Below are 15,875 nucleotides of genomic sequence, written 5' to 3'. Positions count from 1 at the left end.
TTAGTTTTTGATCAGCTTTGACGAATGCAACGTCCCATCCTGATCCCGAACTTGTATCACATAAATACCTGCGGTAAGCTGTTTTAGACTAATCGCATTGTCTCGCAGCTGTTGAAACTGAGTTTTATTTGCCTCATAAACCACTTTCCCGGATTTATTGATGATTTTGATATGGTCTAATTGCTGTGCATTTGGCATTTCAATTGTTAGTAAGTCCGCCACCGGATTTGGATGGAACGCAATCGAAAGGTTATTTTCCAGCCGGATGTCTCTGATTCGGCTGAATGCATAACTTCCGTCATTATCGACCATTCTTAAACGGTAATAATGCACTGATGCTAACGGTCGCTCGTGTACGTAGGAATATGTACGCTCGATTTTGCTGTCGCCATTTGATTTTACCGTTCCCAACGCCAGCCAGTTTTTTCCATCTGTGCTATGTTGTATCTCAAAGAAATCGCTGTTTGCCTCAAACGAAGTACTCCAAGTCAGCACAATGTCGTCTTCCCTTTGAGCAGCCACAAAATCCACAAGCCTAACCGGCAACACGCTTCCGGATGAAGTCGCTGTGATGAAACTGACATTTGTCCATTCACCCGTTTCGTGTACATTATCTAATATCGGATCGGCCGAGCTCTTGTTGGTTGGAATCTGATAAACCTCATTCGCTCCGGCACTAGCTATTTGCAGCATATCCTCAGAATTTCCATTCAACTCCGATTCCAGGTAGTTTATCAGCACTTGTCCCTTAAATGAAAACGGATTCGCAAGTTTATAAACGCGATTTATACTCCCGGTTGGTTTACCAACAACCGGCTCGCTGGAATGCGTTATTTCATTATTGTTCAAATTAGTCCCTTCCGTAGGAGTCAGTGATAATGCACTTACCGTTACCACTGTTCCGGGAGAAATATAAAAGCTATTGTTTCCGGTTTTAAGCTGGGCCTGTGCAGGAAACGAAGCGAACCCACATGCAAGCAGTGTAAGAAATATGTATTTTGTTTTCATAAACGAATGATGATTAACTAGGTGAATTGAATATGCTAGGCATCAAAGCTTCTGCAACAGTCTACCATTGAAATGGGCTGTGGAGTTGGAACTTTCCAGCTCGATGCCATTTTTTCCTGATCTTCCGGTCACAAAAACTTGATCACCCTGCTGCAATTCACAGTCAACTGTAATAACCGATGTATGCCTAAATGCTGCGTTAAATGCGAAGTCAAAAGCAATTTCTGTTTCAATATTGTTTCGACTCCTGATCAATCTAAACCCAGGATTGAATGTATAATCAGAGTCTGGATGCTTCCATTCTATCATTGCGTCAAAATGATAAATTCCGTTGTGTGGTGCTGTGAAAACATTAGCTACCCCATTATATGCACCGCCGAGGTTGTAAGCGACGCTGCCAAAATTCACTTTAACAGGCGTTAATCCTTGAGTTGAGTTGATATTTCCCTCACCATCTATCCCGGTCTCGGAAAAGGCTATTAAATTTATAGCCGGGGCTTGCCACGAGGCATTGCCATTTGCGTCCGAGGTTAGTAGTTTGCCTTGACCTGGTGCTTGCCCGTTACCGGCAATTTTTAGTTTTCCATTAACATTCAGGGCTAATCCAGTTGTACTTGACGCGTGTACACCAATGCCATAATTACTGGTACCTGATACACCGGTGCCGGATTCAGACGAGCCTCTTACCCCTATCTTTTGAGACAGCCCAGAGATGGCTATTGCATTTGCTTCATTGCTTGAATTTTCAATAAAGAATAGTGCGCCACCGCTACTGCTGCTCTGGCTGAACGGAAGATTAAGCCTTGTACCGACCAGTCGCCATAAGGGATTATTCTTGTCACCTGAATTGTAGTAAAATCCTTCCGGTCCAATTTGAGTATTTATATTATATAAGAGAAGGGCATGTGCAGGATCGGGCACTGTAAATTTATCCGTAGTTGATTCCAAGGAAACTTTCGGTAATAACACTCCTTTATTTAAGCTGTTAATGTCAAGTACGGAACTTGCATCAGGAGTGTTCGTATTAATGCCCACACTTTGTGCGTTTGCGCTTTGCCATAGTAAAACTATTATTAACGAGGTAACTAGAAATTTCATAGCGTTAACGTATATAAGGTAAGTGATCTGTTAAAGTTCTATTGCAAGGTGTCCGGTAAAGTTTGCATCCCGGTCAGACATGGATAGGGCAACCTGAGGGCCGTAGGCTCTGGCGATTACATTTATGACATCACTTGGTTGCAATTGGCAATCCAAAACGATGTGTGATGTGTGAGATTCGTCTGTCGAAAGGACCCTGTTCTCCGATAATTCAGTGGTGACACCATTCCTTATTCGCACCAGTTTTATAGTTGGGGTGAAGGCGTCGTCTGTTTCCGGTCTCTCCCATCTAATCATAACGTCAAAATGATATATTCCATTTTTGGGAGCAATAAAGGAACTGTGTGGCGCTATATTAATATCGTTATAATTGGCACCTATATCATATTTTTGACTTGCAAAAGCTACCTTAACGAAGGTGCTTTCCGACATATTCTGATTTCCACCGCCTGAAACACCAGTGGCATGAAATCCATTAAATACATTATCAAATTCGTTGATCGGCATTTGCCACGAAGCGTTGCCGTCGCCGTCAGAAGTTAGCACTTTCCCAAGGCCCGGTTGCATAGTGCCACCACTGATCTTCATTTTCCCATTCACATTTAACGCTAAGGAATTTAAGGAAGATGCAAAAACTCCCATTCCTGTTCCTGAGCTGCCTCCGAAAACGGCTGTCCCGTTTGAAGAAACACCAGCAACAGCATGGCCCGTGGAAGAAAACCCTCCAATGGCTGCGGCGGTGGCAGTTGTCGATGTATTTTCAACCGAAAAAAGTGACACGGGGCTTGTCTCCACCTGAATAAATGGCAACGTCAGATTCCGTTCCACGTTTTTCCAGGACGGACTATCTGGCGTCCCAAGGTTAAAATAAAACCCTGTTTTGTCCGGTAATCCAGGATTCGTGTTGAAGATAAGCAATCCATGCTCCGGGTTGGCAACTGCCCCGGCATCCGTCGTCGATTGCAAAAAAACCCGAGGCAGCAGCACGCCCTTATTCGTTGCATGAATATCCAGCGCAGCACTTGGATTGGGGTAATAAGTGCCGATCCCCACATTCCCGACGGTCTGCGCAAATAGCTTTTGCTGAAACCACAGCAGGGCAAAAAGTAGAAAGGTTTTCTTCATAACATAGCAAGGTTTACAAAGTTGAAATGACGCATTTCTTTAATGCGTTAGATAAAAATTGCGCAGATCTTGCTTTGTTAAACTATCTAATGTGCCAGGAGTGGGTTTGAGTTATTAATCGGCAAAAGCGTTTCTTTTACTTCATTCAATCGAACGGAATGCGCTTTATTTCAAATCGGAGATGCCCGCCCAAACTTCCCGCGTCATGCAGTAAACAGCGCATGGATCGTCTCCGAATTGGCGGTTTTCCACAAATTCGAACCCGATCCTCTCGTAAAATTTACGCGCTCGGACATTGGATTGCAATGGGTCGATGATGACCGCCGTAACAGCCGGATTTGCAAAGCAACGTTCGAGTGCCAGTTGCATCATGACTGTTCCGTAGCCTTTGCCAAGGTCTTCTTTTTCACCTATCCAGATATCGATGGCCATCAGATTCTCAGGAATTTGGCCCCAATAGTGTGTTTCTTCCAATGCCGGGTCAATGATCTGCAAGAAACCGATAGGCCTGCCGTCCAGTTCTGCCATTAATTGTTGGCGCCATTCGGGATTCCGCAGCAGCTCGGTTTCCCATTCCCAGTCGTCGTTGGGATCGGCCTGGATGTTGTGCGGCTGCTCGTCCCAGTGGTTCAGTAATGGGAGATCAGCGATTGTTGCGTCTCTTAATCGTATCATTTATATGTTGATGATGTTGCGTTTTGGTTTGCAAATTTACAGGTTGGCATGGTTGGAAGCTTGTAAATAACCGACATGATTTCCGTGTGGAATGTTTTCCGAAGTTCGGCCTTATGTGAGCGATTTCGGTCTTTCCAATGTTTTTTCAAGTAACTTTTAAACTACGCCATACTTTTGAACATGTTCTTTTATTATACGATTTACCATGCTCATTATTTTCAAGTATTTCCGTAAACACCCCGGAACAGTCTGGATGTGTATTTTGACAGTAGGATCTATTTTTCTGACCGGCTACACGGATAACAAAACAGTTGTTTCAAATTACAAAGATTCCCTTGAACTTGGTACGTTTATAGAGGCAGGTTTCCCTTACATTTCCACGTCAGTCGATGCGCGCAAGCTTGGGCCGGCCTATCCGCAGGACAATATGGCGGCGCGCACATTGGCTTTGCAGCTTGGGGGCGATGCCTATGCTTGTTTTGATACGGATCTTTTGCGTTGGTCGGTGGCGTGGACAGGGAAGTATTTGCCGATGGTTTTGATGGCGCAGATCTCTTATAAGGACTTTTTTAATAAAAATAACAAAATCGCCTCGCTCACGGGTGATGCGAAAATAGCAACAGGTCTTTATCCGGGCTGGACATTGGAAAAACCCTTTTCAGGAGATTTATCCAAAATCAATGAGATCAAACAACCTACCTGGGCACCAATGCCTGCTGAGCAAGGACGCTGGAAAGGCCTTTATGTGTATGGAAATCAGGCTGTTCTCAATTATTCTGTTGGTGCTGCTAATGTGGCGGAGTTACCGGGGAGCGCTAAATTTGAGGATCAAACCGTTTTCACCAGAGCATTTCAATTTGAAAACAATTCGAAAGATATTTTCCTGACGGCTGCCGAAGTGCGTAATGCAACGGGTTCGGAGTTAAAGGGCAAGATCGCCTTTATATATCAGGGTGCAAATAAGGATACAGTTACAGCAGTTAGTATTGTGGGCAAAAGCGGTTCATTACAGCCCGAAATTGCTGGCAATCAGTTTGTAACGGTGAAAGTTCCAGCTTCTCAAACATTAGTCGAAGAGACAGTTGTGGTCTGGAAAGGGCCCGCCAGATTAAAAAAAGCATTTGAAAATTATTGCAAAAGAGCAAAGGTTACCATGCCCGATTACAAAAAAGGCGGTCCTGCGCTATGGAAAGAAACGGTGGTAACCAAAGGGGAAATCGCGCCCGACACGGCCGCATTTGTGACGGACCAGCTCACACTGCCTTTGCCAAATCCCTGGAAGCGTAATGTGCGGGTGGCAGATATTGCGTTTTTCAAAGACGGACGGGCCAGCGTGGTAACATTTGAGGGCGATGTTTGGATGATCGACGGAATTGATAAAAACCTGCAAAATCTGAAATGGACGCGGTTTGCTTCTGGTTTTCACGAGCCGATGAGCATTGAAATTGTGAACGAAAAGGTTTATGTTTTTGGAAGAGAAGGCATTGTGAAATTGCACGATCTTAATCATGACGGCGTCGCGGATTTTTATGAGAATTTTTCCAATGTGATGGAGCAGTCGGCGGAATCGAGAGAATGGGCGGCAGATATGGTGACCGCTCCGGATGGGAGTTTTTACATTGCAAAAGGAGGCAGCCTGGACAATGGGCCGGGGATGACTGCCAAGACGGGAAAGGGGTTCAGATCAGGATCCAGTCAGAATGGGGCTATTTTAAAAATCAGCCTGGACGGGTTGAAATCCGAGGTGATCGCAACGGGTTTGCGAGGTCCTTATCTGGGCATTCATCCTGAAAAAGGCATTTTAACTGCTTCCGATCAGCAGGGGAATTTTGTTCCGTCTACGCCGATTTATTTGATCAAAAAAGGCGATTATTACGGCGTCCCGCCCACCATGCACCGCTCAGATAATCCGGAAATAGCGCCGCCGTTGACTTGGATTCCGCACAGAGTGGATCGCTCGGCCATTAGTCAGGCATGGATTACCGGGGATAAAATGGGTCCGCTAAACGGCAGTCTGATCCATTTTTCATTTGGCAGACCAGGTTTGTTCAGGGTTTTGATTGACAGTGCTGCGAGTGTGGTTCAGGGCGGCGTTTCGGTCATCCATGCTGATTATCCAGCCCCAACTTCCAAGGGGATTATGAACCCGGCCGACGGGCAGCTTTATGTGGCAGGATTTAATTTGTGGGGTTCAACTTCGACGGGGATCAGCGCATTGCTTCGGTTGCGTTACACGGGTAAGCCTAGTTATATGCCCAATCGGTTCACAGCTGGAAAACAGGGGGTTATACTCGGTTTTGATGCAGAACTGGATGCGCAAACGGCCGCTAACCCAGCCAATTTTGCAGTGAAAAGGTGGAATTACCAGCGCACCGAGGAATATGGTTCGGGACACTTTAAAATGGATGGCACTTCGGGTGAGGAAATCATGTCGGCTGTTGCATCTTACTTGTCTGCGGATCGTAAAAAAGTGCTGTTACTGGTGCCCGAAATGGCCGAAGTAATGCAAATGGAAATTGCTTATAAACTGGTTGCGGCTGATGGCAAAAAAATGAACGACAGCTTTTGGTTTACAGTCAATAAAGCGGAAGATATGGATTTGAAACCTTACGGGTTCAGCCATGTTGATCTGGCACTTTTGAATGTGAAGAAACCGGATGTTACGGCAGTTCCCGAGAAAGCAGTTGTGGTTTCTGCGGATCACGGCAGGGAGATTTTTCAAAAAATGGCGTGTGCCGGCTGTCATTCCGAAGGATTGAAAACGGATGGCATGTACGGTCCGCCGTTCCAGAATTTGTATGGTTCCAAACGCGTTTTCGAAGATGGCACGACAACTACTGCTGACGAAAAGTACATCCGTGAATCCATTCTGAAACCAGGAGACAAAATCGTAAAAGGTTACAATGAAGAAATGCCCTCGTTCGTGGGCATTCTTACAGATCCGGACATTGAATCGGTGATTTTGTATATCAAATCACTGAAAAAATAGCTTTGAAAATGCGGCTGGCAGGTTCGGGTAAGCCCCTGTCCGGCTCATTTTGAATACGTTACGACATTGGAATGGCAATGTATCGACGAGATAAAAATGATAGGCCTGTAAATTAATGCAACAAAAAAATTCATAGAGCAGCCCGGAAGGCGGCTCTATGAATGTATAACTATGATCTGACCAGTTTGTAGGTAAGAATATTCTCTGACTCTCCGGCCAAAACGAAACCGTTTTTATCCAGAATTTTCCTGGATGGAATATTGTCCGCAGCTGTTTGGACCACTACTGTCTCTACTTCTTCATGCGTAAAAGCCCAGTTTGCCATTGCCTGCAATGCTTCGGTAGCATAGCCTTTCCCCTGCTGATTTTCGTAGATCATATAACCGATCTCAGCTTCCTTTTTTTCGTTCGGCAAACCGTTAAAACCGATGCCCCCTACGGATATATTGTCGCTTTTTAGGACAATTTCCCAGCTGGTAAACCATTGATAGCGTTCTGGAAATGCCAATGTTTTGGGTAACCAGAAATTGACCAGTGCGTCCTCAATCTCAGTTACATAAAGCGGATCAATCTTTATTTCTGAATGATTCAGGCCTAATGCAGACTCCATTTCGGGCCTGCTGGTATGATATTGCTGCAAAAGCTGATGCGTTAGAGGGATTAACCTCAACCGCATGGATTCGATATAAAACATTGATTTATTTTGATTTGGATAACAATAAAACTGATTCAATTAAGACAATTGAAATCTGATCCGCCTGAGTAAGGTGGCGGTTGTTATACAATTCCAGGCGAAGTAGTCGGCCTTTTAGAAATAAAAAGTAACAGAGGCGTTCAATTTTTTTCCAAAGAAAAGACATTGATTGCATAAATGCAAAACGACTTTGCGCGGGGAATTTGGAAACTTATATCCTCACTTAATATATTTGTTTTAGCCGCAAATCAAAAAACTGTAACTCCGAGCATAAGTATGGACGTACTCAATTATTTGCGAGACGAGATTAAAGCATATTTTCCTGAATCCAGCGAATTGCAACTTTCAAGCGCTTTTGCCAATCAGCGGCGCTTCAATTTTTATTTTGAAATTGCTCCGCAACAACGCTTCCTGCTCTACCTGAGCTGGGATGGCGATTACAACAGATTTACATTTAAGTCACTCGAATTCAGCAGTGAAGAAGTGTTGCGAACACTTGCCGGGGCATATCCCGAGAAAGGTTCCAGGACATTCAACATAGGCAAGCCCCGGTCCACGGTTTCATTCGAAAGCAAAGGCAGCGGAAGTTTGTCTGCATTGGAATTCAAAGGTGTAACCGGGTTTGACACCGCTGCCAAGGAGATTTCCGGACGTGAGCTTATGGAGTGTGTTGATCCTTTGAGGTGATGAAATGGGTATGGGTACAATTGTTGTACTTTCTCTCCCACATCTAAATCACCATCATGACAGACTTTACGCAGACGCCCCAAACCGGGACCATTATTCTGGCAGGCGCAACAGGCGAATTGGGTTTCCTTATCGCAGGCTTTGTAATCCGACGCGGCGCCACCGTAAAGGCCCTGGTCAGAAAAGGAAGTGCTAATGCGCGCATTCCTGAGCTGCGGCGCTTGGGGGCAGAGGTTATTGAGGTGGATTTCAACAGTGTATCCGAGCTTACCAGAGCCTGTTCAGGCGGGACCTGCGTGGTTTCGGCATTGTCAGGGCTTCGGGATGTGATCGTGGAAACGCAAACCCGTTTGCTGAATGCAGCCGTTGAAGCAGGTGTGCCGCGCTTTATTCCGTCCGATTACAGCATTGACTTTACCAGATTACCGGAAGGCAGCAACCGAAACCTCGATCTGCGCCGCGAGTTCAGTACGAGGCTAAATAATGCACCGATAACACCCACTTCCATTCTCAACGGCATGTTCACCGACTTGCTGACCGGCCAGGCGCCAGTGGTTTTGTTTAAAATCAAACGGGTGCTGTACTGGGGAGACGCTGATCAGCCCATGGATTTTACAACGATGCGGGATACTGCGGCTTACACGGCTGCCGCTGCGCTGGATTCCGCAACACCGCGTATTCTGCGCATCGCCGGAGAGGTTGCAACGATCCGTGACATTCAAAAAGCCGCTGCTGAGGTGACCGGAGAGAAGTTCGGGACATTGCGGGCGGGCAGTTTGGGATTTCTTGGGTTAATGATCCGGATTACGCGCTCCTTATCTCCTAAAAACGACGAAGTTTTCCCGCCTTGGCAGGGAATGCAGTATCTGCATAATATGCTGAGTGGCAAACCAAAACTCAATCCGCTGGACAATGACCGTTACCCCGAAATACGCTGGACGCTTATCCGGGAAGTGCTCGCGACGGCACGTTAAACATTAATCTGCGTTCGGAGACAATGGGTAGACTTCCTGGTTGGGAGGGCTTATTGGAATTATATTATTTCGAAATGATATGACAAACAAGAACGCGGACGGCGAGGAACCGGACGACCATTATTTTTTCAATCTGGCGCACGAAGATCGCCGTCGTTTCCTGAAAAAGTCGATGGCCATTGCCGGGCTGACATGGATGCCTGCTTCCTTTACACAGGCGGCAACCGAACCGGACTTGCCTGTTGGAAATGCGGAAAAAGTCAAAATTACTTTACATGTAAACGGCAAAAAAAAGCGCTTAACCGTGGACCCGCGTATGACCACGCTTGACCTGCTGCGCGAGAAATTGTTGCTTACCGGCACGAAAAAAGGTTGTGATTTTGGTCAATGTGGCGCCTGCACCATTCATATAGACGGGCAACGCGAGCTATCCTGCCTGAGTTTCGCCGTTATGCAGCAGGGTAAAAAGATAACAACGATTGAGGGTTTGGGTAATGAAAATGAGCTTCATGCGATTCAGGAGGCTTTTATCAAGCATGATAGTTTCCAATGCGGTTACTGTACGCCCGGTCAGATTATGTCGGCGGTTGCTTGTATACGCGAAGGCCATGCCCGATCAGCAACAGAAATCCAGGAATATATGAGCGGTAACCTATGCCGCTGCGGCGCCTACCCGAACATTGTGAATGCCATTATGGAGGTCAAAAACGGTAATGCTAAGCCACCTGGCGATGCTTCTGAGCCGGAAATGTCACTCGATCGCGTTGATGGACGGGTTAAGGTGAGGGGAACTGCTACTTATTCGGCAGAATACGCCTTTGATAATTTGGCGCATGCGGTGCTGATTACGAGCACAATCACAAAAGGATATATTTCAAATATCGATTCAAAAGCCGCAGTAGCCGCTCCTGGTGTTCTTGCCGTGATCAGTCATTTGAATTCTCCCGGCGTTCCTGGTTATGGAGAACCCAGACAACCTGCGGAGCGGGCAAGCACAGGCACCGCATTCCGGGTATTTTATGATAACCTGATTTATTTCAATGGTCAGCCGGTTGCGATGGTTGTCGCCGAGACGTGGGAACAGGCTAGTCACGCTGCCTCGCTTGTAAAGATTGCTTACGAAGTGGAAGCGCATCGCACCAATTTTGAAGAAAATATGCAGCAAGCTGCTATTGCCCAGGGCGTTCAAAAAAACAAAAATTCCCCATTTCAAGATTACATAAGAGGAAATCCCGACGTCATCACGGATGCGAAGGTAAAAATCGAAGCCACTTACACAATCCCGAACCAGCATCATCAGCCGATGGAGCCGCATGCAATCATTGCGGTTTGGGAAGGAGCGGACAAATTAACGGTCTACGATAAAAATCAGGGGGTTAAGTCTGCACAGGGTAATCTGGCGCAGGCTTTCAAGCTGCCCCGGGAAAATGTGAAGGTAAATGCGAAGTTTATCGGCGGAGCATTTGGATCGGGAATCCGCGTATGGCCTCATACGGTGGCGGCTGTGCTGGCCGCGAAAAAATTGAACAGGCCAGTGAAGCTGGTTCTGGGACGGGAGTTAATGTTTACGTCCGTTGGTTACAGGCCCTATACAGTTCAGAAAATTGCTTTGAGTGCTGATGAGAGCGGCTTGCTTTCGGCTATCACGCACGAAGGAACCGGGCAGACTTCGGCTTATGAAGAGCATTTGGAACGAACCATCCTGGCTTCCCGCTCCATGTATGCCTGCCCGAATGTGTCCACGAAATATAAGTTGCTCAGTCTCGACGTGAACACGCCCACCTGGATGCGTGGCCCTGGTGATGCAACCGGTATGTTCGCGCTCGAATCTGCGTTAGACGAACTGGCTTATGCACTGAAAATGGATCCGCTGGAAATACGCTTGCGTAATTATGCCGAAAGTGATCCGGAACGGAATTTACCCTGGTCGGCCAAGGGGCTCAGGGAATGTTATGAATTCGGCGCGGAGAAGTTTGGCTGGAAAAATTATCCATTGGAACCCCGCTCCATGCAGAAAGACAACATGCTTATCGGCTATGGCATGGCATCCAGCTTGTATGGCTTCCACCGGCATCCGAGTAAAGCAAAGGCCATTATGCTCGCAAATGGCTTAGTAATCGTGCAAAGCGCCACGATGGACATCGGTCCGGGAACCGGGACAGCCATGACCCGGATTGCAGCAAAAGTGTTAGGGATAAGTCCGAAAAAAATCCGGTTTGACCTGGGCGATTCCAGTCTTCCCGAAGCGCCGGGGCAAAATGGTTCTTCAACCATCCCAAGCGTTGGCTCCGCAGTGCATGTTGCCTGTGAAGCGTTAAAAAAGAAATTAACAGAATTAGCCGCCGCAATGCCGGATTCTGCTTCAAAAGACATTGCGTATACGGACATTTTGAAATACCACAATTTACCGCAGCTTGAAGTTACCGAAGAGTCGAAATCCGGCCAGGAGCGCGATCAATATTCCATGTATTCCTTTGGATGTCATTTCGTTGAAGTCCATGTAAATCCGGTTACCGGCGAGGTGCGGGTAAAGCGTGTGGTGACTTGCGCGGACGTTGGCAAAATTATAAATTACAAATCTGCAAGAAGTCAATCCATCGGCGGCGTGGTGGGCGGCATTGGAATGGCGCTGATGGAAGCCTCCGTCATGGATCACCGTTATGGTCGTTACATTACTACTGACTTAGCCAGCTATCACATCCCCGTTCACACCGATACGCCTCAAATTGACGTGATTTATATAGACAAACCGGATATGCTGGTCAATCCGATCGGTTCCAAAGGCTTGGGTGAAATCGCCATTGTCGGCGTAGCCGCTGCTGTTGCCAATGCGGTATTTCACGCCACAGGCAAGCGTGTCAGGGAGTTGCCGATTACAGTTGAGAAGTTGATTTAAGATGGCGTTTATAGCCTGAAATATTGCAAATGAACTGTTGCTTCCTTGCTATGGTCTTAGCAAAGCAGCAAATTAATGTTTATTTTTTACTTCCCGCGGCGGGTAGCTTCGCGCCTCATACTGTTGATTCTTTATCAATTTTAAATGATTAAGTTCGGGGACAACGATTACAGAATCGTTTGGAATTACGCCTCTTACAATCCAATTGAGAAGCCTGGGGATTTTGATGTTATATTTTTTGGAGTAATCCGATAATGTAATCCATTCCCACAAATGATATTCGTTGCCCATAATTACCAGCTTGCTTTGGGTCAGCTGCATAAGTTTTTGCTGCATAGCCAAAACATTATTCTCAATTTCTGTAACAGTAAAGTTTCTCTCTAACGTCTCCATATTACATCTTTTTAATTATCTCCAAACTCGCCCGCATCGCTTTTACCATTTCGATCAATTCAAGATATTTTTCCTGACTCATCCCGTAAGGTGTATCTATCAAAGCCCTCTCATTTTCTTCCAAAGCATTTTCAAGTTCTTCTATTAACTTCTCTCGTCTATTTTTACTCATGAAAAAATGCAGATGCGATAGGTGTGTATAATCGCAAAAATACTTATTGTAAACTAACTTCACAATAGCTTTACCGGTTTTTTATTATCTTTTTTCCTGCCCGAACATCAGCCTGACAGTCGTATGATTTTTTGAATTGATGGATGCGAAGATGTCGATGCGCAACAGTACGCACAGGTCTTTGACGATCACAAGGCCGATGCCTTTTTGTTCAGGGTACAGCGAAATTTTAAGCCATTCTTCGTAGGAACGATAGGATTTGTTAAGCCATTTTCTTAGGTCTTCGGGCATGCCGGAGCCACTGTCCTCAATGACGATCTGTTTTTTGCCTGCTATAATATTTGAGGAAATAATGATTTCTGACGCGCTTATCTTCAATGCGTTATCCAAAAGATTATGAATGACAATGGATAATAAATTAGGATCGCTCCACACTTCTAAGCCCGGCTCCACTTCATTTTTAATGATTACGCCCTTGAATCCGGCAATGGCTGAAAACAGGTCACTAATGCCGGAAACCATTTCCCGCGCATCCACATTGCCCATTTGTGTTCGTGAGGAGCTGCTTTTGTTTTGAATTTTAATGTAATCGAGCAGATTTTTCGTCAAGGTCCCGATTCGTTCTGATGTGTTCAAGGATTCGTCACTCATTCTGGTAATGAGGGGGTTACCATTTTCTTGTTTGTGCAGATAAGCATTAATATGCCTGAGTGAATAACCAATGTAATGAAGGGGAGTCTGGATGTCATGATTAACGGCGGCCACAATCTGGCTGATAACCCGATAATGTCTCATCATATTATCCTTTCGCTCTTTTTTAACGAGATAACCCGTCCGCCATTTCACAACCAGCAGGAACAATGCCAGGACTATAAGTGCCAGCACCGACCGGAACCACCACGTTTCGTACCACGCTGGCGGAATATTTAACAGGATAGTTTTGTAATTATAATCGTTTGTTTTAAATCCGTTTGCTTTCCGCACTACAAGCTTGTAATTGCCATAGGACATTTTGGGGATTGTGATAATTAAATCCGCATTCACAGGAAACCACTTTGCGTCCCTGTTTTCGCCCGATAATGAATAGTGCATTTGAATGTTTTTCGCATGTCCGAGGTATGGCGTGCTCACTTGCAATCGCAGCTGCTCGAAGTCGCGTGGTATCCGGAGCGTGTCTTTTACCTGAATTTCCTTACCGTCGAGATTGGTTGAACTAATAAAAATATCCCTGTCCGGAAGCTCAGCCATGATTTTGTCAGGGGTAAACCAAACGAGGCCTTCCATGGATGGAAGCGAAACTATGCCGTTGGCCAGCTTAACGGAACAGGGCTGGCAACCGCCATTGAACTCATTCGTGGCAAAACCCTGGCTGCGATCGTAATAAAGATAGTAAACCAGGTTTTTGCTATCCCGGGCATAATCCAGTAACTGCTGCTTTGCAACTTGAAAAAGTCCCCGGTTCGTGTTGATCCAGAAAAACCCTTTTTCGTCTTCTGTAATACAATGTGCGGTGAGCAGGAAACGGTCCCGATCCAGCGGAAAATGGATTAGTTTATTATCCGTTAAAAGAAAAATCCCGTTTCCATAAGTCGTTATCCAGGTTCCGTCAGCAGTTGTATAAAAGCTCCGAATGTTCATATTATTCAATTTCGTTAGCTTTTGAACCGCTCCTGTCCGTACGCTAAATTTGAAAACGCCTTTTGTCCCACCAATTAAAAGCGTGTCTGCAACTCCCTGCCCAATAATGGAAACGCCGCCAAATGGTGCTCTAACAACAAATTTGACATGGTGCTTCCCCCCGGATTCTTCCATTTTGTAAAGCGCATCATGTTCGGTGCCAATCCATAGCCTATGCTTTTTATCAATAAAAAACGCTCTGGAACGGTCTTTCAACTTGAAGCGCATGAGCACTTTTTTGCCTGTTTTATCCAACCTGAAAAGGTCATAATCAATTCCAAACCAGAAGGAGCTATCCGGATTCATGGTGATGGCGAATTTATAGCCAAAGTCCTCCATGAACGTTGAGACGCGGCTTGCGATCACTTTTGAACCCGTGACATTAAGCCCAAGCTGATAACCTTGCCCGGTAATTACAGAACGCATTCCGGCTGGTTTTTGGGCATAGTACGCGTTATCCGCGTCTTTAGAAACCAGTTGTAACGTCTGAAAATTTTTGTTTTTAATCAAAAACAATCCCTTTGTAACGCTTCCCAGCAACAGCGCTCCGGTTGAGCGATTGTAATGTGCCGCGACGATATCAAGGTCGGCAAAATCGTAATCTTTTAGGATAAGCTTCGTCGTCAGCTGGCCATTGCCAGATTCTTCAAGCGTATAAAAACAATTGTTTAAGTAGAGGAATGCGCACTTTGCAACATTGTTCCAGTAAAGCTTAAAATCAGCTTTTACCTTGGAATATTGCTTGTTATAGATAATGTCCCCGTTGGGATATTGCACATTTCTGGTCGGTCTTGGGGTGATTTTAATAATATTCCCCTCTGAATCAATGGCGTAAGGATAGGTTCCTATCAGGAAAAAGTCTTTGTAAGGTCCGGTCGATTTATAACTGAGCTTCCCATTTTTGTAGCACGAGACGGTGTTTTGTTTCCAAATATAGAACGTCTGGCTGTCCGAAATGGCGAAATAATGCTCGTCCATGGGGTAATTGGGGTATTGTTCAGGCACACTTCCCAGCATACTGTTATGCCGGATATTTTTGCCTGCAAAGGGATCGGTTTGCTGGTATTTTCGGTAAAAAGCTGTATCCGAGGTAACCAAGCCATTACTCAGAATGCCAATGTATTTATTGTCTTCCGTCAGGCCATAAAATTCATAGGCAGGGTTCGCATTCCGGCCGGGAAGCGCAGGAACAAAGCCGCGTATCCGGTTACTGGAAATCGGCAGGTTGGATCTGTCAAATGTTATGAACTTCTGCCCGTCAAACCGGACCACACCACCCTCCGTTGCGAGCCAGTAAAAGCCGTTTTTATCCTGCATAACCGCTTTTACGCTGTTTTGTGGGAGACCGTTTTCATCAGTGAAATGTTGCAGACGATACGCCGATAAATCCTGTTGCTGATGCGCTTCGGCACAAAAGGCAACGAGCATCAGCCAGAGTAAGCATTGCGAAACGAAGAGCAGGTCAACTCTCATTCTGGCGTCGGTAG

At 45.8% G+C, this 15,875-nt stretch carries 12 protein-coding genes; 4 read left to right on the top strand and 8 right to left on the bottom strand.

Annotated features, from left to right (window positions below; translation table 11 throughout):
- The 4 genes from MUK70_RS14895 to MUK70_RS14880 all read right to left on the bottom strand — a co-directional run bounded on the left by MUK70_RS14895 (position 1) and on the right by MUK70_RS14880 (position 3,906).
- The gene (locus MUK70_RS14895) at positions 1 to 1,008 is read right to left on the bottom strand and encodes a T9SS type A sorting domain-containing protein (protein WP_234653341.1); all 1,008 of its coding nucleotides are present in this window, start codon (positions 1,006 to 1,008) and stop codon (positions 1 to 3) included.
- Positions 1,009 to 1,050: 42 nt separating this feature from the next.
- Positions 1,051 to 2,106: a phage tail-like protein gene (locus tag MUK70_RS14890; RefSeq protein WP_234653339.1), complete on the bottom strand. Its 1,056-nt coding sequence runs from the start codon at positions 2,104 to 2,106 to the stop codon at positions 1,051 to 1,053.
- Positions 2,107 to 2,136: 30 nt separating this feature from the next.
- Positions 2,137 to 3,231, bottom strand: coding sequence for a phage tail-like protein (locus tag MUK70_RS14885; RefSeq protein ID WP_234653337.1), 1,095 nt, complete (start codon positions 3,229 to 3,231; stop codon positions 2,137 to 2,139).
- A 165-nt stretch (positions 3,232 to 3,396) separates the two neighbouring features.
- Entirely contained in the window at positions 3,397 to 3,906 is a 510-nt protein-coding gene (locus MUK70_RS14880) for a GNAT family N-acetyltransferase (RefSeq protein WP_234653335.1), read from the bottom strand.
- 205 nt (positions 3,907 to 4,111) lie between these two features.
- On the opposite strand from MUK70_RS14880, the gene MUK70_RS14875 reads away from it, so the two are divergent.
- On the top strand, positions 4,112 to 6,895 hold the full coding sequence (locus tag MUK70_RS14875; RefSeq protein WP_234653334.1) for a DUF6797 domain-containing protein: 2,784 nt from the start codon (positions 4,112 to 4,114) through the stop codon (positions 6,893 to 6,895).
- A gap of 169 nt (positions 6,896 to 7,064) precedes the next feature.
- Here the strand turns inward: MUK70_RS14875 and MUK70_RS14870 are convergent, their stop codons facing one another.
- Positions 7,065 to 7,589, bottom strand: a complete 525-nt coding sequence (locus MUK70_RS14870; protein WP_234653332.1) for a GNAT family N-acetyltransferase — start codon at positions 7,587 to 7,589, stop codon at positions 7,065 to 7,067.
- A gap of 276 nt (positions 7,590 to 7,865) precedes the next feature.
- Between MUK70_RS14870 and MUK70_RS14865 the strand changes: the two genes are divergently transcribed.
- From MUK70_RS14865 to MUK70_RS14850, 3 genes are all read left to right on the top strand, one after another.
- A complete protein-coding gene (locus tag MUK70_RS14865; RefSeq protein ID WP_234653330.1) occupies positions 7,866 to 8,276 on the top strand; it encodes a hypothetical protein in 411 nt (136 codons plus the stop codon).
- 56 nt (positions 8,277 to 8,332) lie between these two features.
- Complete coding sequence (locus MUK70_RS14860) at positions 8,333 to 9,250, top strand: NmrA family NAD(P)-binding protein (RefSeq protein ID WP_234653328.1); 918 nt, start codon at positions 8,333 to 8,335, stop codon at positions 9,248 to 9,250.
- 79 nt (positions 9,251 to 9,329) lie between these two features.
- The gene (locus tag MUK70_RS14850; RefSeq protein WP_310590044.1) at positions 9,330 to 12,146 is read left to right on the top strand and encodes a molybdopterin-dependent oxidoreductase; all 2,817 of its coding nucleotides are present in this window, start codon (positions 9,330 to 9,332) and stop codon (positions 12,144 to 12,146) included.
- A gap of 72 nt (positions 12,147 to 12,218) precedes the next feature.
- Here MUK70_RS14850 and MUK70_RS14845 read toward each other — a convergent pair whose 3' ends face one another.
- The 3 genes from MUK70_RS14845 to MUK70_RS14835 form a co-directional block, all read right to left on the bottom strand.
- Positions 12,219 to 12,539, bottom strand: coding sequence for a hypothetical protein (locus tag MUK70_RS14845; protein ID WP_234653325.1), 321 nt, complete (start codon positions 12,537 to 12,539; stop codon positions 12,219 to 12,221).
- A gap of 1 nt (position 12,540) precedes the next feature.
- On the bottom strand, positions 12,541 to 12,711 hold the full coding sequence (locus MUK70_RS14840; RefSeq protein ID WP_234653323.1) for a hypothetical protein: 171 nt from the start codon (positions 12,709 to 12,711) through the stop codon (positions 12,541 to 12,543).
- A gap of 84 nt (positions 12,712 to 12,795) precedes the next feature.
- Complete coding sequence (locus tag MUK70_RS14835; protein WP_234653321.1) at positions 12,796 to 15,861, bottom strand: sensor histidine kinase; 3,066 nt, start codon at positions 15,859 to 15,861, stop codon at positions 12,796 to 12,798.
- Between the last annotated feature and the right edge of the window lie 14 nt (positions 15,862 to 15,875).

This window comes from Dyadobacter chenwenxiniae, from assembly GCF_022869785.1.
GTDB classification, from domain to species: domain Bacteria; phylum Bacteroidota; class Bacteroidia; order Cytophagales; family Spirosomataceae; genus Dyadobacter; species Dyadobacter chenwenxiniae.
Note: the sequence above shows the minus strand (reverse complement) of the source record. Positions and strands in the feature narration are given on the sequence as shown.